The organism is Streptomyces sp. NPDC044063 (assembly GCF_056434285.1).
This window is the reverse complement of sequence record NZ_JBWKFM010000011.1, coordinates 219,030-236,791: the sequence shown is the minus strand read 5'-3', so window position 1 is coordinate 236,791 and position 17,762 is coordinate 219,030. Positions and strand designations below refer to the sequence as shown.

Below are 17,762 nucleotides of genomic sequence, written 5' to 3'. Positions count from 1 at the left end.
CCACAACTACCCTTTCCTCGTTTGCTGAAAAGGGCTGCAACGGGACCTGCGGCCCCCCCCCCCCCCCCCCCACGCCCCGGCCTCCCCGGCCGCCGCCCGCGCGCCCGGTGAGGTGCGGCCCGCCGCGCCCCTCGACGCCGATGTCCGCGAGCTCCTGCTGCACGGCGCGCATCACGACCCGCACGCCGTGCTGGGGGCGCATCACATCCAGGGCGGGGTGCTCTTCCGGACCCTGCGCCCCCACGCGCGCGCGGTCTGCGTGGTCGCCGAGGGGCTGCGGGTCCCGCTGCGCGACGAGGGCGACGGGTTCTTCGCCGGGGTGCTGCCGCTGGCCCGCATCCCGACGGGGTACCGGCTGCGCATCGGCTACGCCGACGCCGAGGTGGAGACCGACGACCCGTACCGCTTCCTGCCGGCGCTCGGCGAGCTGGATCTCCACCTGATCGGGGAGGGCCGGCACGAGCAGCTGTGGCACGCGCTGGGCGCGCGGCCCATGACGCACGACGGCGTGGCCGGCACCCGCTTCACCGTCTGGGCGCCGAACGCGCGGGGGGTGCGGGTCGTCGGCGACTTCAACCTCTGGGACGGCACGCCGCATCCGATGCGCTCGCTGGGCGGCACCGGGGTGTGGGAGCTGTTCCTGCCGGGGGTCGGCGAGGGCGCCCTGTACAAGTTCGAGATCACCCGGCCGGACGGCTCGCGCGGCCTGCGGGCCGACCCGATGGCCCGGCGGACCGAGGTGCCGCCGGCCAACGCGTCGATCGTGCACGCCTCGCACCACGTGTGGCGCGACGGCGCGTGGATGGACCGCCGGGGGGCGCGGCCGGTGCACGAGGCGCCGTTCTCCGTCTACGAGGTGCACCTGGCCTCCTGGCGGCCGGGGCTGACGTACCGGCAGCTGGCCGAGCAGCTGCCGGCGTACGTGAAGGACCTGGGCTTCACCCATGTCGAGCTGATGCCGGTGGCGGAGCACCCCTTCGGCGGCTCGTGGGGGTACCAGGTGACGGGCTTCTACGCGCCGACCGCCCGGCTGGGCACGCCCGACGACTTCAAGCACCTGGTCGACTCGCTGCACCGGGCGGGCATCGGGGTGCTGATGGACTGGGTACCGGCGCACTTCCCCCGCGACGACTGGGCGCTCGCGTGCTTCGACGGCCGGCCGCTGTACGAGCCGCAGGACCCGGTACGGGCGGCGCATCCCGACTGGGGCACGCTGGAGTTCGACTACGGGCGCCGGGAGGTCCGCAACTTCCTGGTGGCGAACGCGGTCCACTGGTGCGAGGAGTACCACGTCGACGGGCTGCGGGTGGACGCCGTCGCCTCGATGCTCTACCTGGACTACTCCCGCGGGCCGGGGCAGTGGACGCCCAACGCGCACGGGGGCCGGGAGAACCTCGACGCGGTGGCGTTCCTCCAGGAGATGAACGCCACCGTCTACCGCCGCTGCCCCGGGGTGGTGACCATCGCCGAGGAGTCCACCGCGTGGGACGGCGTCACCCGCGCCACGCATCTGCGGGGGGCTGGGGGCTTCGGCGGGCTGGGCTTCGGGCTGAAGTGGAACATGGGCTGGATGCACGACTCGCTGGAGTACATGGCGAAGGAGCCGGTGCACCGCAAGTACCACCACGGCGAGATGACCTTCGCCATGGTCTACGCGTACAGCGAGAACTACGTGCTGCCGATCTCGCACGACGAGGTGGTGCACGGCAAGCGGTCGCTGGTGTCGAAGATGCCGGGCGACTGGTGGCAACAGCGGGCGGACCACCGCGCGTTCCTGGGCTTCATGTGGGCCCATCCGGGCAAGCAACTGCTGTTCATGGGGCAGGAGTTCGCGCAGGGCGCGGAGTGGTCGGAGGGTCACGGTCCGGACTGGTGGCTGCTCGATCCCTCGTACTCCGCCGAGCCCGACCACCGGGGCGTGCGCGATCTGGTGCGCGACCTCAACCGGCGGTACCGGGAGACGCCCGCGCTGTGGGAGCGGGACACCTCGCCCGAGGGGTTCTCCTGGGTCGACGGCAACGCCTACGAGGACAACGTCCTCGCCTTCCTGCGCTTCGCGGCCGACGGCTCGCCACTGCTGGCCGTCAGCAACTTCTCCCCGGTGGTGCGCGGCGGCTACCGGCTGGGGGTGCCGGCCGGGGACACGGTGTGGGAGGAGTGCCTCAACACCGACGCGGAGCGCTACGGGGGCGGCGGGGTCGGCAACGCGGACCCGGTGAAGGCCGAGGCGGTGCGCAGCCACGGCCGCCCGGCGAGCGTCACGCTGACGCTGCCGCCGCTGGCGACGGTGTGGCTGCGGCCGGTGTGACCGCCTCGCGCGGGGCCAGTTCCCGTGCCGCCCGGACGAGCAGGGGGAGGGACGGCGCGGGCGCTTCCTCGCGCCAGACCAGGTCGAGGTCGACGGAGGGCAGGTCGTCGCGGACGTCCAGGGCCACCGCGCCCGCGGGGAGGTGGCGGGTGAAGGTGCGCGGGACGACGGCGAAGTCGTGGCCGCCGAGGGTGAGGTGGCGGAAGCCGGGCATGGACTCCTCCTCGACGGCGAAGTCCTCGCCGGTGCCGCGCAGCGCGGCGAGGAGCGCGTCGTGGAAGGCGGGGGCGATGTCGCGCCGGATGATCCGCAGCCGGTCGCCGCGCAGCTCCGCCAGCGAGAGCTCCGCGCGCCCCGCGAGCCGGTGGGAGGCGGCGAGGACGGCGACGAGGTCCTCCCGGGCGAGGGTCAGCCGGGCCAGCCCCGGGCGGTCCGGGAGGCTGCGGGACAGCGCGGCGTCGATCTCCTCCCGCTCCAGCGCGCCGAGGAGGTCGGCCGACCACATCTCGCGGCTCTCGACGCGCACCCCGGGGTGGCGGGCGCCGAGGGCGGAGAGGATTCCGGGGACGGCCCAGTAGGCGGCGCTGGTGACGTAGCCCAGCCGGACCGTGCCCACGGTGCCGCGGGCGGCGCGCACGGTGCGTTCCACAAGGGCGTCCGCCTCGGCGATCAGGGCCCGGGCGCCGTCCACGAAGACCCGGCCGGCCTCGGTGGTCCGGGTGGGGCGCCGCTCGAAGAGCCGTACGCCCAGGTCGCGTTCGAGGGCCGCGATCTGCCGGCTCAGCGGCGGCTGGGCCATGTGCAGCCGGTCGGCCGCCCGCTGGAAGCCGCCCTCGTCGGCCACCGCCACCACGTACCGCATGAGCCGGAGATCCACCATCGTCATACCCGCAGGGTATCTCCACCGTACGGAACCGGTCTTGGTCAACTCCCCCTCGTACGGCCCAGAATCGAAGACGTCACCCCACCTCCCCCTGACTTTCCCAGGAGCACGTCATGCACGCCCGTCACCTCGCCTCCCTCCGCGTCTCCGCCCTCGGTCTGGGCTGCATGGGCATGAGCGACTACTACGCGCCCGGCGACGAGGCCGGCTCGCTCGCCACGATCCGGCGGGCGCTGGACGTGGGGGTGACCTTCCTCGACACGGCGGACGCCTACGGCCCCTTCACCAACGAGGAGCTGGTCGGCCGGGCGATCGCGGGCCGCCGGGACGAGGTCGTCCTGGCCACGAAGTTCGGCGCCGAACGGCTGCCGGACGGCAGCCCGGTGGGGGTCAACGGGCGGCCCGAGTACGTCCGTTCCGCGTGCGAGGCGTCCCTGCGGCGGCTCGGCGTCGACCACATCGACCTCTACTACCAGCACCGTGTCGACCCGGACGTCCCCGTCGAGGAGACGTGGGGGGCGATGGCCGAGCTCGTCGCCGCCGGCAAGGTGCGCCACCTGGGCATCTCCGAGGCCTCCCCGACGACGGTCCGGCGGGCGCACGCGGTGCACCCGATCACCGCGGGGCAGTACGAGTACTCGCTGTTCACCCGGGACGTCGAGGACGCCCACCTGCCCGTGCTGCGCGAGCTGGGCATCGGGCTCGTCGCCTACAGCCCCGTCGGGCGCGGCCTGCTGACCGGGGCGTTCTCCACCGGGCAGTACGGCGAGCGGGACTTCCGCCGCACGGCGCCACGCTTCCAGGGCGAGAACCTCACGGCGAACCTCGCCCTCGTGGAGCGGGTGCGGGCGCTGGCCGCCGCCAAGGGCGTCACACCCGCGCAGCTGGCGCTCGCCTGGGTGCTGGCGCAGGGGCCGGACGTCACGGCCGTCCCGGGGACGAAGCGGGTGGCCTACCTGGAGGAGAACGCCGCCGCCGCCGACGTCGTGCTGACCGCGGCGGAGCTGGCGGCGCTGGACGCGGCCGTGCCGCGCGGCGCGGTGGCGGGCGAGCGCTACGACGCGGGCCGGATGGCGCAGGTCGACCTCTGATCCGACGACGCGGGGATGCGGGGATGCGGCGGTGCGGTGGCCCGCCGGTCCGCGCCCGGCCCTGCCCCGGCCCGTCGTCAGGCGGGCACCGGCTGCTTCTCGTCCGGCTTCTCCCCCGGTCCGGCCTCCGGTGCCGCCGCCTCGTCCACGAGCGTCGCCTCGTCGAAGGGGAGCCGGCCGGCCAGCACCTCGGCCGCCCGGGCCTTGTCGATCTCCTTGGTCCAGGTGCCGATGAGGACGGTGGCCACCGCGTTGCCCGCGAAGTTCGTCAGCGCCCGGGCCTCGCTCATGAAGCGGTCGATGCCGACGATCAGGCCGACGCCGTCGACCAGTTCCGGCCGGTGCGACTGGAGGCCGCCGGCGAGGGTGGCGAGGCCCGCGCCCGTCACGCCCGCCGCGCCCTTCGACGCCACGATCATGAACAGCAGCAGCGACACCTGCTGCCCCAGCGACAGCGGCCGCCCCATCGCCTCCGCCACGAACAGCGACGACATCGTCAGGTAGATGGCCGTGCCGTCGAGGTTGAAGGAGTAGCCGGTGGGGACGGTGATGCCGACGACCGGGCGGCTGACGCCCAGGTGCTCCATCTTGGCGATCAGGCGCGGCAGCGCCGACTCCGACGAGGACGTGGAGAGGATCAGCAGGAACTCCCGCCCCAGGTACTTCAGCAGCGCGAAGACGTTCACCCCCGCCACCAGCCGCAGCAGCGTGCCCAGCACCACGACGACGAAGATCAGGCAGGTGAGGTAGAAGCCGATCATGATGACGGCCAGCGACTTCAGGGCGTCGACGCCGGTCGCCCCGACGACCGCCGCGATCGCCCCGAACGCGCCCACCGGCGCGGCCCACATGATCATGCCCAGGATGCGGAAGACGAGCTTCTGCACATGCCCGATGCCGCGCAGCACGGGCTCGCCCGCCGCCCCCATCGCCTGGAGGGCGAAGCCGGACAGCAGAGCGACGAGCAGGGTCTGGAGCACCTGTCCACCGGTGAACGCGGACACCAGGGTGGTCGGCACGATGCCGAGCAGGAACGCGGACGTGGACTCGTGGGCGGCGCCCTTGGCCTGGGCCTCGCCGGCGTGCCGGAGGGAGTCCGTCAGGTGGAGGCCGCTGCCCGGCTCCAGGAGGTTGCCGACCACCAGGCCGATGGCCAGCGCGACCGTGGACATCAGCAGGAAGTAGCCGAGCGCGAGGCCGCCCACCGCGCCGACCTTCGCGGCCTTCCGCACCGAGCCGATGCCCAGCACGATCGTGCAGAAGATGACGGGCGAGATCATCATCTTGATCAGGTTCACGAAGCCGGTGCCCAGCGGTTTGAGCTCGACCGCGACCCCCGGCGCCGCGAAGCCGACCGCGATGCCCGCGAGCACCGCGCCGATCACCGCGAGGTAGAGGTAGTGGGTCCGGTCGGTGCTGCGGCCGGGTGGGGAGTGGACTGCCACGGCGGTCTCCTCGTCATGCGTGTCGTACCGGGAACGTCGTGCGGAGACTATGCACTCCGATGTGACGGCGGTCACCCTTGCGTGCATTACGTTCACGAACACGCCAACAGGCACACTGTCGGCCATGCGCAAACCTCGCATACGCCGCCCCCGCAGCCTGGCCGGCCAGCTCTTCGCGACACAGATCGTGCTGGTCGCCGCCGTGGTGGCCGCCTGCGCGGTGTTCGCCTACGTCTCCGGCCGGGACCAGGCGCGGGAGACGGCCCGCCGGCAGGTGACGGCCGCCGCGGCCGCCGTCGCCGCGTCCCCCGCCGTCCGCGCCGCCGTCCGCGCCCCGGACCCCAGCGCCGCCCTCCAGCCGTACGCGGAACAGGTGCGCCGCGACACCGGCGTGGACTTCGTGACCATCATGAGCCCGAACGGCGTCCGCTGGACCCACCCCGACCCGCTGCGGATCGGCGAGCGCTTCCTCGGCCACACCGGCCCCGCCCTCCACGGCCGGGCCTTCTCCGAGACCTACACCGGCACGCTGGGCCCGTCCGTCCGGGCCGTGGTCCCGGTGAAGGGCGGGCCGGCCGGGGTGACCGCCCTGGTCAGCGCCGGCATCACCGTCCACGCCATCAGCGCCGAGGTACGCCGCCAGGTCGCCGTGCTGTGCGGGGTGGCCCTGGCCGTGCTCGCCGTCGGCGGCGCCGGGACCTACCTCCTCAACTCCCGGCTGCGACGCCACACCCACGGCATGAACGCCACCCAGCTCGGCCATCTCCACGACTACCACGAGGCCGCGCTGCACGCCGTGCGCGAGGGGCTGCTGATGCTCGACGGACGGCAGAGCATCGCTCTCGTCAACGACGCCGGCCGGGACCTCCTCGGCCTGCCCGACGACGTCGTCGGCCGCCGCGTGGACGCCCTCGGCCTCCCGCCCTCCCTCACCGAGGCCCTCCTCGACCCCGGCCCGCGCGTCGACGAGGTGCACCTGACCGCCGAGCGGATCGTCGTCCTCAACACCTCGCCCGTCTCCAGCGCCAAGCGGCACGGCACCGTCGTCACCCTCCGCGACCACACCGAACTCCAGGCACTCACGGGTGAACTGGACTCCGTACGCGGCTTCGCCGAGGCACTGCGCTCCCAGGCCCACGAGGCCGCCAACCGGCTGCACGCGGTCGTCTCGCTCATCGAGCTCGGCCGCGCCGAGGAGGCCGTCGACTTCGCCACCGCCGAGCTCGAACTGGCCCAGGCGCTGACCGACCGGGTCGTCGCCGCCGTCGCCGAACCGGTCCTGGCCGCCCTGCTGCTGGGCAAGGCCGCCCAGGCCAACGAGCAGGGCGTGGAGTTCGTCCTCACCGACGACACCCGCGTCGACGACGGGCTGCTGCCGCCCGGCCTGCCCGCCCGCGACCTGGTCACCGTCCTCGGCAACCTCGTCGACAACGCCGTCGAGGCGGCCCGCGACCCCCGCCGCACCGGCCGGGTCACCGTCACCGTCCGCGCCGACGAGCACGAACTGCTGCTGCGCGTCGGCGACACGGGCCCCGGCGTCGCGCCCGAGGCCGTGGACGAGGTGTTCCGGCGCGGCTGGTCCACCAAGTCCCCGGGCGCCGCCCCGCACGGCCGCGGCCTGGGCCTCGCCCTCGTCCAGCAGGCCGCCCGGCGCAACGGCGGCACGGTCGTCCTCGGCGACTCCCCCTGCGGCGGCGCCGAGTTCACGGTCCGGCTGCCGCTGCGCGTCCCCACTTCCGAAGGAGTCCCCGCATGAGCACCAGCCCCTGTCCCGCGCCCCGGGCGGCCGCGCCCCCGATCCGGGTGCTCGTCGTCGAGGACGACCCCGTCGCCGCCGACGCCCACGCCCTCTACGTGGGCCGGGTGCCCGGGTTCACCGTCGCCGGGGTGGTCCACTCGCGCGGGGCCGCCTCGCAGTTCCTCGGGCGCCACCCCGTCGATCTGCTCCTGCTGGACCTGTACCTCCCGGACGGGCACGGCCTCCAGCTGGTCCGCTCGCTGCGCACCGCCGGGCACGCCGCCGACGTCATCGCCGTCACGTCGGCGCGCGACCTGGCCGTCGTCCGCGAGGGCGTGTCGCTGGGCGTCGTCCAGTACGTCCTCAAGCCGTTCACCTTCACCACGCTCCGCGACCGGCTGTCCCGGTACGCGGAGTTCCGGGCCGCCGCCGGGGAGGCCAGCGGGCAGGAGGAGGTCGACCGGGCCCTCGCCGTGCTGCGCACCCCGCAGCCGGTGGCGCTGCCCAAGGGGCTGGCCGTGGACACCCTCCAGGCGATCACCGAGACCCTGCGGGCCGCCGGCGCCGAGGGCGTGAGCGCCCAGACGGCCGCCGCGGCGGTGGGCATCTCGCGGATCACCGCCCGGCGCTACCTCGAGTACCTGGTGGACACCGGACGGGCCGGGCGCGCGCCGCAGTACGGGCAGATCGGCCGGCCCGAACTGCTCTACCGGTGGTCCGGCCGGCGCTGACGGCCGGCGCCCGGACGCTCCCGGGCGCCGGGGGCGGGGCGCGCGTGCGGCGGGGCCGCCGGGGGAACGTACGACTCGACATCCCAAGGTGCAGGAGGTCGTGCCGTGCGCCCCACCAGTCCCGTACCTCTCGTCGCCGCACTCACCGCCCTCGGCTGCGTCGCCGCGCTCACCGGCTGCGGCGGCTCCGGCGAGGACCCGGACACCCTGCGGGTCGTCTACCAGCGCAGCACGGACAACAAGGTCCGGTTCATGGACGACTACCTGGCCGGCATCAAGAAGGAGTTCGAGCGGGAGCACCCCGGCAGGAAGCTCCGGCTGATCCCGGTCCAGGCCACCCAGGACGACTACAACGCCAAGGTCCAGCAGATGATGCGGTCCCCGAGGACCGCGCCGGACCTGGTGCGCGAGGACACCTTCCTCATCAACTCCGACATCCGGAGCGGGTATCTCAGACCGCTCGACGACAAGCTGGCCGGCTGGCGGTACTGGGACCGCTTCGCGCCGGCCGCGAAGGCCTCGGCGCGGGCCGAGGACGGGCGGACGTACGGGGTCCCGGACGGCACCGACACCCGGGGGCTGTGGTTCAACAAGGAGATCCTCGCCCGGGCCGGCCTGCCGGCCGACTGGCAGCCCAGGACCTGGCAGGACGTCCTCGACACCGCCCGCACGATCAAGCGGAAGGTGCCCGGGGTGATCCCCCTCAACGTCTACACCGGCAAGGGCGCCGGCGAGGCCGCCGCGATGCAGGGCTTCGAGATGCTCGCGTACGGCACCGGGGCCGACCCGCTCTACGACCCGGCGGCCAGGAAGTGGGTGGCCGGCGGCGAGGGCTTCCGGGCCGCCCTGGAGTTCGTCCGCACCGTCTACGCCGAGGGGCTGGGACCCGATCCGTCGGACGCCCTCGCCCCCACCATCGGCACCAAGGTGGCCACCGACTGGCTGCCGGGCGGCCGGCTGGCCATCGCCCTGGACGGCTCCTGGCTCGGCAAGACCTGGCTGCCCTCGGGCCCCCGGCCCTGGCCCCAGTGGTCGCGGGTGCTGGGCCGGGCCGCCTTCCCCACCAGGGACGGCCGGGCGCCGGGGCGCGTCAGCCTCTCCGGCGGCTGGACCTGGGCCATCGGCGCCAAGTCGGCCAAGGCCGACCTGGCCTGGGAACTCGTCGAGACCCTGCAGACGCCCGCCAACGCCACCGAATGGACCGTACGGGACGCGCAGATCGCCGTGCGCGACGACGTGGCCGCGTCGCCCGCCTACCGCGCGTCGATGCCCGGCATCGAGTTCTTCACCGGCCTGGTGAAGGACACCCGCTACCGCCCGGCCCTGCCCGTCTATCCGCAGGTGTCCGCCGCCATCCAGGAGGCGATGGAGGCCGTCACCAGCGGCGACGCCGACGCGGCCGCCGCCGCGCGCCGCTACGACGAGCGACTGAAGTCGATCGCGGGCCCGTCGGGGGTGACGACCCGGTGACCGCGCGCCGCGTCACGGGCGCCCGCTGGCTCCCCCTGGCCCCGGCCACCGCCCTGCTGCTGCTCTTCCTCGCCGGCCCCATCGCCTACTGCGTGGTCCTGGCCTTCACCGACACCCGGCTGACCGGTCAGGCCTCGGCCTCGTTCGTCGGCCTCGCCAACTTCCGGCGCGCCCTCACCGACGAGGACTTCCTCAACGCGGTGTGGCTGACGCTGGTCTTCACCGTGCTGTCGTCGATCGTCGGCCAGAACACCCTGGGCTTCGCCCTCGCCGCCCTGATGCGGCGGGCCTCCCGGACCGTGCGGTCGGTGACGGGCGCGGTGGTGGTCGCCGCGTGGGTGCTGCCCGAGATCGTCGCCGGCTTCCTGCTCTACACCTTCTTCGCGCGGGAGGGCACCCTGAACGCCGTCCTGGACCTGCTCGGTCTGCCCCGGCAGAACTGGCTGTTCACCCTGCCCATCCTGGCCGTGTCGTTCGCCAACGTCTGGCGCGGCACGGCCTTCTCGATGCTCGTCTACTCCGCGGCCCTCGCGGAGATCCCCCGCGAGGTGACGGAGGCGGCGGAGGTGGACGGCGCGAGCGGTCTCCGCCGCTTCCGGCACATCACACTCCCCATGCTCCGCCGCTCCATCGGCACCAATCTGATGCTCAACACCCTCCAGACCCTGTCCGTGTTCGGCCTCATCTGGGCCATGACCCGGGGTGGTCCGGGCAACCGCAGCCAGACCCTGCCGGTGTTCATGTACGACCAGGCGTTCCTGAAGTCCCTGATCGGCTACGGCACGGCGGTGGCATTGCTGCTGTTGCTGGTGGGAGGGCTGTTCTCAGCGGTGTACGTGCGACTGCTGCGCGAGGAGGTGTAGATCCGTGATCACTGGCCGAGCGGCGACACGGCGTTGCACAGCGCCAGACCCGTGTCCGAGGCCTTGGCCTTCTTCTCGTCGAGGACCTTGCCCTTGTACGTGATCCGGCAGCCGCCCTCGCCCTCCGACACCATCGCGCTGACGGTGGGGGCGGCGATGCCCTTGAGGGTGACCGTCTTCTTCCACGGGGTCTTCGGCTTGTCCTCGGTGGTGAACTGCGGGTCGGCCGGCGAGCCCTTGCCCTCGTTGAAGTCGACCGAGTCGACGGAGCCGGTGACCTCGTAGGTGACCTCGAAGCTGCCGCCCACGGCCTTGTCGACGGTGTCCACGGCCTTGTCCTCGACCGACTTCTTGGCGTCGGCCGCCTTCTCCTCGACCGACTTCCTGCCCTCGGTGCCCTCCTCCTTGCCGGCGGCCTTCCGGACCTCCTCGGTGCTGCAGGCGGTCACGGCGGTCAGCGCCAGACCGGCCACGGCGAGGGCGGAGAAGGTGCGGCGGAGGTGGGCGGAGCGGTTCACGGGTGTTCCTTCGGCGGGTGGGGGGTGGTGACAGCCGCTGAAGTACACAGCAAAGGGAAGGCAAAGGCAAGCGATGGAAGGAAGGAAAGGAAGGAGGGGCCGGGGTGGGACCGCCCGGTCCGCACCCCGGCCCCTCGGGCCTCAGCCGTGGAAGGGGACGCCCGCCCCACCCCTCCCGTTTCCGTGCCGCAGCAGCACCACCGCGTTGGCGACGGCACCGAAGAGCCCGGTGACGGCGGCGACCTGGGACCCGGGCAGCGCCGCGCCCACGCTCAGCACGACGATGACGACGACCACCACCACGGCGATGTCCGGAAACGGCTTGCGTCTCCACGGGCGCCGCAGGGGACGAAGAGAGATCGACCGACCCATCCGGTCCGTCCTTCCCGCCGACGACGTCGGCCGGCCGGTCCACCATGTGTCCGCGCGCTCCGGCGGGGCCGGGACACTGGCGACCCGCCAACTGCCGTGTCACCAGCATGTATTGACCTCTGCCCCGGTTCAGACGAACGAGGCAATACCAATACAATACGCGCTCAAAGGGTGACAATGCGGGAGGACATGCCCGAATGGCCCCTCGTTCGGAAGGTGAACCCAACCCGCACGGGCGCGGCGGTGTTTGACGGGGTGCCGCTCAGGTCATGGCGACGGTCGGCGGCGTCACCGGCGGGTTCGGCCTGATGACGGCGTAGGTCGCGCCGAAGGGGTCGCAGAGCCAGGCCATGCGGCCGATGTCGGGGACATCCGAGGCCGGCACGCGGACGGAGCCGCCACCGCCCTGCGTGGTGCGGACGACCTCGTCGACATCGGTGACGGAGAAGTAGGGGATCCAGCGGGGGGTCTCGTTGGGCTCGAGGAGGGGGACGACACCGCCGAAGGACGCGTCCTGCTGATCACCGTCGGCGGTGGACAGGACGGTGTAGGTCATGCCGGGCACCTTGAGATCGGCGGAGCGCCAGCCGAACAGGCCCCGGTAGAAGGCCTTGGCGGCGGCGGGGTCGCCGACGTGGAGTTCCGCCCAGCACAGGCAGCCCTCGTCGGAGGCCCGGTCGAGGCCGCTGACGGCGGCCGGCTGCCAGACGGCGAAGTCGGCGCCGCCGGGGTCGGTGAAGCAGGCCATGCGGCCGGCCTCCATCACGTCGAAGGGGGCGACCCGCACCACGCCGCCGCCCTTCTCGACGTCCTTGGCGGTCGCGTCGGCGTCGGGCGACTGGAAGTAGACGGTCCAGGCCGAGGAGGCGCCGGCCTCGGTGAGCGGGCCGAGGGCGGCGACGTTCCGCCCGTCCTTCTGGAAGAAGCCGTAGCCGCCGGCCTCGGGGCCGGCGGACCTCAGCTCCCAGGCGAACACGGACCCGTAGAACGCCGCTGCCGCGTCCGTGTCGGGCGTGCCGAGGTCGAGCCAGTTGGGAGCGCCGGTGACGAAGTCAGTGGTGAGCATGGTGGTGTGCCCTTCGACGGAGTCCGCTGGTGTGTCTCCGGGTTTTTCTCCGGCTCTTTTTCTCCGGCCTCTCTTCTCCGGCCGGTTTCGTCCGGAATTCAGTCTGGCACCGGCGGGGGAGCCGCGCCCGGCGCGGGGGCGGCGCACGGGCGGCGGGGGCCCGGGGAGCGCCCCGGGGGTCACCCGAACGGAGCAGTCCTCCGATCGCCGGGCGGGGCGGGGAGAGGGACGATGGAGGTGCCATCAGTGAGAGCACACCCGACATCGCGCACTCAGGAGGCACGTATGACCACGGCCAAGGACATCATGACCAGCGGTGCCCACTGGATCACCAAGTCGGACAACCTCGAGCACGCCGCCCGGATGATGCGGGACCTCGAGGTCGGCGCCCTGCCGGTGGGGGACGAGACCAACGACGAGCGGCTGTGCGGGATCATCACGGACCGCGACATCGTGGTGAAGTGCGTGGCCGAGGGCCGTGCGCCGGCCGAGTGCACCGCCGAGGAGCTGTGCGAGGGCACACCGCAGTGGGTCGCCGCCGACGCCGACGTGTCGAAGGTGCTGAACCAGATGGAGACCCACCGGATCCGCCGGCTGCCGGTGATCGAGAACAAGCGGGTCGTCGGCATGATCAGCGAGGCGGACCTCGCCGAGCACCTCTCGGAACACCAGATAGCCGAGTTCGCGGAGGCCATCTACGCCCGCTGATCAGCGCCGGTCCGGCGGCGGGCGCCCGGCTCAGGAGACAGATCATGACCAAGGCGAAGGACATCATGCACGAGGGGGCGCAGTGGATCACGCGTGAGGAGACGCTGTCCCGCGCCGCCCAGGTGATGCAGCTGCTCGACGTGGGCGCCCTGCCGGTCAGCGACGACAACGGCAGACTGTGCGGGATCGTCACCGATCGCGACATCGTCGTGAAGTGCCTGGCGAAGGGGCGTGACCCGGCGAAGGTGACGGCCGGTGACCTGTGCGAGGGCACTCCGCGCTGGATCGACGCCGAGGCGGACGTCGACGACGTGCTGCACGAGATGGAGACCCACCGGATCCGCCGGCTGCCGGTGATCCGGGACAAGCGCCTGGTCGGCATGATCAGCGAGGCCGATGTGGCGCGACACCTGCCGGACGCCCAGGTGGCGGCCTTCGCCGGGCAGATCTACTCGCCGGCGAAGTAGACGGAAGGGAACGGACGAGAGCACGGGACCACCCGTGAGGGCGACATTCGCCCGCTGACGCGCACCTCCGGTCGCGCGCTACGCTCCCCTCGAGTCGTTCGCGCACGCCGCGCCCGGAGGTGCCATGCGTCCGCTCCTCGCCCGCCGCACCCGTCACCGCCTGGCCGCCGACGCCGCGCTGCTCGCGGTGGCGGCGGCGTTCGCCGTTCCGCTGCTGTGGCTCGTCCTGTCGTCGGTGGACCCGGCGGCCGGGCTGAGCGTACGGACGCCCGAGCGCCCGACGACCGGCAACTTCTCCTCCGTCCTGACCGAGGAGATCACCTTCCGGCCCGTCCTCAACAGCCTGCTGCTGTGCGGCGGGGCCACCCTGCTGACGCTGGCCTGCGCCGCCCTGGCCGCGTACCCGCTGTCGCGCTACCGCTCACGCCTCACCCGGCCGTTCCTGCTGGGGGTGCTGTTCACGACGTGCCTGCCGATCACCGCGGTGATGGTGCCGGTGTACGGGCTGTTCGTCCGGATCAACCTGATCGACACCCTCGCCGGCACGGCCCTCTTCCTCGCCACCGCCCAGCTGCCGTTCGCGATCTGGCTGATGAAGAACTTCATGGACGGCGTACCGGTGATCCTGGAGGAGGCCGCCTGGACGGACGGCGCCGGCCGCCTCCAGACGCTGGTCAGGGTCGTCCTGCCGCTGATGGGGCCGGGGCTGGCGGTGGTGGCGGTCTACTGCTTCATCATGATGTGGGGCAACTTCTTCGTCCCCTTCATGCTCCTGCTCACCCCGGACCAACTGCCCGCGTCCGTCAGCATCTTCACGTTCTTCGGCAACTACGGCCAGGTGGCCTACGGACAGCTGGCGGCGTTCTCGATCCTCTACTCCACGCCCGTGATCCTGCTCTACGCCCTCATCGCCCGCCGCCTGGGCGGCGGCCTCACGCCGGGCGGGGCGGTGAAGGGGTGACGGAAGCCGCGCGGGCCTTCTCGGCGGCGATCCGGCGGATGGTGCCGAGGATGTCGGGCGCCCGGTCGAACTCCTCGTCGCTGATCTCGATGCCGATCAGCTTGCGTGCGTGTTCCCGGGCGGCGGCGAGCCGCTCGGCGCGCTGCGCGGCGGTGGGCTGCTCGGCGGCCAGCGCCTCGACCAGCCGGCCGATGGTCATGCCACGTTCCTCGGCCAGCCGGGCAAGGTGGTCACGGGGCGCGCGGGAGACCCGGATCGTCGTGGTGTCCGCCATGTCGGCACCGTAGACCGCTCCCGGATGGCGGCGTGGTTCTTCCTGCCCTCAAGGTGGTTCTTCCTGCCCTCAAGGGTGGCATCTGGGTCCTGAGGGGGACACCGTCCGTCTGAAGTACTACGCGCCCGTGCCGCCACGGGCCCACAGGCCGACGCCGCATTCCGGTCGTTCGGCTGACGTTTCACCGGTGGGCCGCACCAAGAATGGGAATCGCCGATTCCCCGTTGCCCCCGCCCCTCCGGACGCCAAGGGCCGTACGAGCTGATCCCCCGCCGGACCCCACCCACCCAGGACTGACCCCGACATGTTCCGTACCGCCCTGCGCAATCTCCTCGCGCACCGGACCCGGCTGATGATGACCGCCCTCGCGGTCCTCCTCGGCACCGCCTTCGTCTCCGGCACCCTCGTCTTCAGCGACTCCGTCGGCAGCGCCTACCGCGACCGGATGTCCAGGAGCCTCCGCGACGTCGCCGTCTCCGTGACCGCCGGCGGCCCCCGTAGCGACGCCGAGGACCGGGGCGTCCTCGACGCCCGGACGGTCCGGCGGATCGCCGCCCTGCCGGGCGTGGCCTCCGTACGGCCCTCCGTCACCGGCACCCCGGTGATCGCGGACCGGCACGGCGACGCCGTCGGCGGCGACTGGGGCAGTGACGGCGCCAACTACGTCCCCGGACCCGACGGCAAGGACAGCCGCTACCCGCTGGTCGAGGGCCGCGGCCCCGCCGCCGAGCGCGAGATCGCCCTGGACGGGAAGACCGCGAAGAAGCTCGGTGTCACGCTCGGCGGCACCGTCCGGCTCGCCGTCGACGGCCCGGTCATGACCAAGAAGCTCGTCGGCGTCGTCCGGACCGACAACCCCCGTGTGAGCGCGGGCGCCGGCCTGGCGCTCTTCGACACGGCGACCGCGCAGAAACTCTTCGGCAAGCCCGGCGAGTTCACCGAGCTCGTCGTCTCCGCGACCCCCGGCACCGACCACACGGCGCTCACCGCCACGGTCCGCGGGGTCCTGCCGAAGAGCTTCGAGGCGCGGAGCGGCGAGCGGCTCGCGGCCACCGAGGCGAAGATGATCGACGAGCAGACGAGCTCGATCCGCAAGACCCTGCTGATCTTCGCCGGCATCTCCCTCTTCGTCGGCGTCTTCATCATCGCCAACACCTTCACCATGCTGATCGCCCAGCGCGGCCGGGAGATCGCCCTGCTGCGCGCCGTGGGCGCCTCCCGCCGCCAGGTGGTGCGCGCGGTGCTGATCGAGGCGGGGCTGCTGGGCCTGGTCGCCTCCGCCCTGGGCTTCGGCCTCGGCATCGGCGTCGCCACCGGTCTCCACCCGGTCCTCAACGCGACCGGCGCGAGCCTGCCGGACGGGCCGCTGGTCATCAGGCCGACCGCCGTGCTGGCCGCCCTCGGGGTGGGCGTCGTGGTGACGGTGCTCGCCGCGTGGCTGCCGTCCCGCAAGGCCGCGCGGATCGCCCCGGTCGAGGCGCTGGCCGCCGTCGACCAGGCGCCGGCGTCCCGGAGCCTCGTACTGCGCACCTCCCTCGGCGCGGCCCTCACGGCCCCGGGCGTGGCGCTCATGCTCTACGTCACGACGTTCAAGGACAGCGGCGGCATCCGGTACGCGATGGCGGGCTCGGCGCTCACCCTCGCCGGCCTCATCGTGCTGGCCCCGCTGCTCTCCCGCCCGTTCGTACGGCTCTTCGGCGGTCTCGCGGTCCGGCTCTCCGGCGTCAGCGGCAAGCTCGCCCGGGAGAACGCCCTGCGCAACCCGCGCCGCACCGCCGCCACCGCCTCCGCGCTGATGATCGGCCTCACGCTGATCACCGGCCTGACCGTGGCCGCCGTCTCTGCGGACCGGGGCATGTCCACGATGGGGAAGCCGGACATGACGGCCGACTACAAGGTCGGCTCCACGAACTACCTGGGCCTCTCCCCCGAGATCGCCCGGACGCTCGCCGGGCAGAGCGGCATCGCGGCGGCCGTGCCGCTGCGGACGGCCGGCTTCGAGTCGGACGAGCGCCCGGCGCTGGCCACGGCGGCGGACGCCTCGGCCGTCGGCAAGGTCGTCGACGTGCGCGTGGTCAGCGGTTCGCTCGACGGTGTCCGCGGCACGACCTCCGTCGCCGTCTCCGGCACGTTCGCCGCCGAGCACCGTCTGACCGTCGGGTCCACGCTGCCGATGTCCTTCCACGACGGCGGGAGGGCCGCCCCGCGCGTCGTCGCCGTCTACCGGGACAACGACGTCCTGTCCTCGGTCCTCACCGCCCCCGCCCTCGTCGATCCCCACCTGGACACGGTGCGCGACGACCAGGTGCTGGTGAAGGCGGCGCCGGGCCGGGCCAAGGAGCTCCCCGGGAAGATCAAGGAGACGCTCGGCGGCAATCCGCTGATCAAGGTCCAGAGCCAGGACGACCTGCGCCGCGCCGACGCCGGCAGCATCGACGACATCCTCTACCTGATGTACGGGCTGCTGGGCATGGCCGTCGTCATCGCCGTCGTCGGTGTCGTCAACACCCTCGCCATGTCGGTCTTCGAGCGGACCCGGGAGATCGGGATGCTGCGCGCGATCGGCCTGGACCGGCGCGAGGTGAAGCGGATGGTCCGGCTGGAGTCCGTGATGATCTCGATGTTCGGCGCGGTGCTGGGCGTCGGGGCCGGCATCTTCCTCGCCTGGTCCGGCGGCCACCTGCTGCGCTCGTCCTTCCCGCGGTACGCCATGGTCGTGCCGTGGGGCCGGATCGGGGTGTTCCTGCTGCTGGCCCTGGCGGTCGGTGTGCTGGCCGCGGTCTGGCCGGCCCGCCGGGCGGCGAAGCTGGACATGCTGGAGGCGATCGGGGCGCAGTGAGCACGGGAGAGGCCCCCGCCCGACCGCC

General features: G+C 72.9%; 16 protein-coding genes. 10 read left to right on the top strand and 6 right to left on the bottom strand.

Annotation, left to right across the window (positions count from 1 at the left end; translation table 11 throughout):
- The first annotated feature begins 112 nt into the window (after positions 1 to 112).
- Positions 113 to 2,308 carry a 1,4-alpha-glucan branching enzyme gene (glgB, locus tag AC07BS_RS16555; RefSeq protein WP_478932741.1) on the top strand — a complete coding sequence of 732 codons (2,196 nt, stop codon included), beginning with the start codon at positions 113 to 115 and terminating at the stop codon, positions 2,306 to 2,308.
- Here the strand turns inward: glgB and AC07BS_RS16550 are convergent.
- Entirely contained in the window at positions 2,259 to 3,194 is a 936-nt protein-coding gene (locus AC07BS_RS16550) for a LysR family transcriptional regulator (protein ID WP_478642324.1), read from the bottom strand. The two genes, glgB and AC07BS_RS16550, sit on opposite strands and share 50 nt — an antisense overlap.
- Positions 3,195 to 3,304: 110 nt before the next feature.
- Here AC07BS_RS16550 and AC07BS_RS16545 point away from each other — a divergent pair, with 110 nt between their 5' ends.
- Positions 3,305 to 4,282: an aldo/keto reductase gene (locus AC07BS_RS16545; protein WP_478642325.1), complete on the top strand. Its 978-nt coding sequence runs from the start codon at positions 3,305 to 3,307 to the stop codon at positions 4,280 to 4,282.
- A 77-nt stretch (positions 4,283 to 4,359) separates the two neighbouring features.
- On the opposite strand, the gene AC07BS_RS16540 is transcribed toward AC07BS_RS16545, so the two are convergent.
- Complete coding sequence (locus tag AC07BS_RS16540) at positions 4,360 to 5,727, bottom strand: cation:dicarboxylate symporter family transporter (protein ID WP_478642327.1); 1,368 nt, start codon at positions 5,725 to 5,727, stop codon at positions 4,360 to 4,362.
- Positions 5,728 to 5,851: 124 nt separating this feature from the next.
- Here AC07BS_RS16540 and AC07BS_RS16535 point away from each other — a divergent pair, with 124 nt between their 5' ends.
- The 4 genes from AC07BS_RS16535 to AC07BS_RS16520 all read left to right on the top strand — a co-directional run bounded on the left by AC07BS_RS16535 (position 5,852) and on the right by AC07BS_RS16520 (position 10,529).
- A complete protein-coding gene (locus tag AC07BS_RS16535; protein ID WP_478642329.1) occupies positions 5,852 to 7,483 on the top strand; it encodes a sensor histidine kinase in 1,632 nt (543 codons plus the stop codon).
- Positions 7,480 to 8,196, top strand: coding sequence for a response regulator (locus tag AC07BS_RS16530; protein WP_478642332.1), 717 nt, complete (start codon positions 7,480 to 7,482; stop codon positions 8,194 to 8,196). Before AC07BS_RS16535 ends, AC07BS_RS16530 begins: the two co-directional genes overlap by 4 nt.
- A 105-nt stretch (positions 8,197 to 8,301) precedes the next feature.
- A complete protein-coding gene (locus AC07BS_RS16525; protein WP_478642333.1) occupies positions 8,302 to 9,666 on the top strand; it encodes an extracellular solute-binding protein in 1,365 nt (454 codons plus the stop codon).
- On the top strand, positions 9,663 to 10,529 hold the full coding sequence (locus AC07BS_RS16520) for a carbohydrate ABC transporter permease (RefSeq protein WP_478642336.1): 867 nt from the start codon (positions 9,663 to 9,665) through the stop codon (positions 10,527 to 10,529). The genes AC07BS_RS16525 and AC07BS_RS16520 overlap by 4 nt, the downstream gene beginning before the upstream one ends.
- Positions 10,530 to 10,537: 8 nt before the next feature.
- Here AC07BS_RS16520 and AC07BS_RS16515 read toward each other — a convergent pair whose 3' ends face one another.
- From AC07BS_RS16515 to AC07BS_RS16505, 3 genes are all read right to left on the bottom strand, one after another.
- A complete protein-coding gene (locus AC07BS_RS16515; RefSeq protein WP_478932737.1) occupies positions 10,538 to 11,047 on the bottom strand; it encodes an MmpS family transport accessory protein in 510 nt (169 codons plus the stop codon).
- A 141-nt stretch (positions 11,048 to 11,188) separates the two neighbouring features.
- Complete coding sequence (locus tag AC07BS_RS16510) at positions 11,189 to 11,419, bottom strand: hypothetical protein (RefSeq protein WP_478642341.1); 231 nt, start codon at positions 11,417 to 11,419, stop codon at positions 11,189 to 11,191.
- Between the two features lie 262 nt (positions 11,420 to 11,681).
- Positions 11,682 to 12,485 (bottom strand): VOC family protein, encoded by an 804-nt coding sequence (locus tag AC07BS_RS16505; protein ID WP_478642343.1) that lies wholly within the window; start codon positions 12,483 to 12,485, stop codon positions 11,682 to 11,684.
- Between the two features lie 285 nt (positions 12,486 to 12,770).
- Between AC07BS_RS16505 and AC07BS_RS16500 the strand changes: the two genes are divergently transcribed.
- From AC07BS_RS16500 to AC07BS_RS16490, 3 genes are all read left to right on the top strand, one after another.
- Positions 12,771 to 13,193, top strand: coding sequence for a CBS domain-containing protein (locus AC07BS_RS16500; RefSeq protein ID WP_478642346.1), 423 nt, complete (start codon positions 12,771 to 12,773; stop codon positions 13,191 to 13,193).
- A gap of 44 nt (positions 13,194 to 13,237) precedes the next feature.
- Positions 13,238 to 13,660 (top strand): CBS domain-containing protein, encoded by a 423-nt coding sequence (locus AC07BS_RS16495; RefSeq protein ID WP_478642348.1) that lies wholly within the window; start codon positions 13,238 to 13,240, stop codon positions 13,658 to 13,660.
- 124 nt (positions 13,661 to 13,784) lie between these two features.
- Positions 13,785 to 14,621: a carbohydrate ABC transporter permease gene (locus AC07BS_RS16490; RefSeq protein WP_478932734.1), complete on the top strand. Its 837-nt coding sequence runs from the start codon at positions 13,785 to 13,787 to the stop codon at positions 14,619 to 14,621.
- Here AC07BS_RS16490 and AC07BS_RS16485 read toward each other — a convergent pair.
- Positions 14,593 to 14,895 carry a hypothetical protein gene (locus AC07BS_RS16485; RefSeq protein WP_478932732.1) on the bottom strand — a complete coding sequence of 101 codons (303 nt, stop codon included), beginning with the start codon at positions 14,893 to 14,895 and terminating at the stop codon, positions 14,593 to 14,595. The two genes, AC07BS_RS16490 and AC07BS_RS16485, sit on opposite strands and share 29 nt — an antisense overlap.
- Before the next feature lie 304 nt (positions 14,896 to 15,199).
- Between AC07BS_RS16485 and AC07BS_RS16480 the strand changes: the two genes are divergently transcribed.
- Positions 15,200 to 17,734, top strand: coding sequence for an ABC transporter permease (locus AC07BS_RS16480; protein ID WP_478932730.1), 2,535 nt, complete (start codon positions 15,200 to 15,202; stop codon positions 17,732 to 17,734).
- Positions 17,735 to 17,762: the final 28 nt, after the last annotated feature.

Bases quoted from the DNA above. Each gene is read 5' to 3' on its own strand.
- AC07BS_RS16550 (WP_478642324.1), bottom strand. From the start codon at position 3,194: ATGACGATGGTGGATCTCCGGCTCATGCGGTACGTGGTGGCGGTGGCC.
- AC07BS_RS16545 (WP_478642325.1), top strand. From the start codon at position 3,305: ATGCACGCCCGTCACCTCGCCTCCCTCCGCGTCTCCGCCCTCGGTCTG.
- AC07BS_RS16535 (WP_478642329.1), top strand. From the start codon at position 5,852: ATGCGCAAACCTCGCATACGCCGCCCCCGCAGCCTGGCCGGCCAGCTC.
- AC07BS_RS16530 (WP_478642332.1), top strand. From the start codon at position 7,480: ATGAGCACCAGCCCCTGTCCCGCGCCCCGGGCGGCCGCGCCCCCGATC.
- AC07BS_RS16510 (WP_478642341.1), bottom strand. From the start codon at position 11,419: ATGGGTCGGTCGATCTCTCTTCGTCCCCTGCGGCGCCCGTGGAGACGC.
- AC07BS_RS16505 (WP_478642343.1), bottom strand. From the start codon at position 12,485: ATGCTCACCACTGACTTCGTCACCGGCGCTCCCAACTGGCTCGACCTC.
- AC07BS_RS16500 (WP_478642346.1), top strand. From the start codon at position 12,771: ATGACCACGGCCAAGGACATCATGACCAGCGGTGCCCACTGGATCACC.
- AC07BS_RS16495 (WP_478642348.1), top strand. From the start codon at position 13,238: ATGACCAAGGCGAAGGACATCATGCACGAGGGGGCGCAGTGGATCACG.
- AC07BS_RS16490 (WP_478932734.1), top strand. From the start codon at position 13,785: ATGCGTCCGCTCCTCGCCCGCCGCACCCGTCACCGCCTGGCCGCCGAC.
- AC07BS_RS16485 (WP_478932732.1), bottom strand. From the start codon at position 14,895: ATGGCGGACACCACGACGATCCGGGTCTCCCGCGCGCCCCGTGACCAC.
- AC07BS_RS16480 (WP_478932730.1), top strand. From the start codon at position 15,200: ATGTTCCGTACCGCCCTGCGCAATCTCCTCGCGCACCGGACCCGGCTG.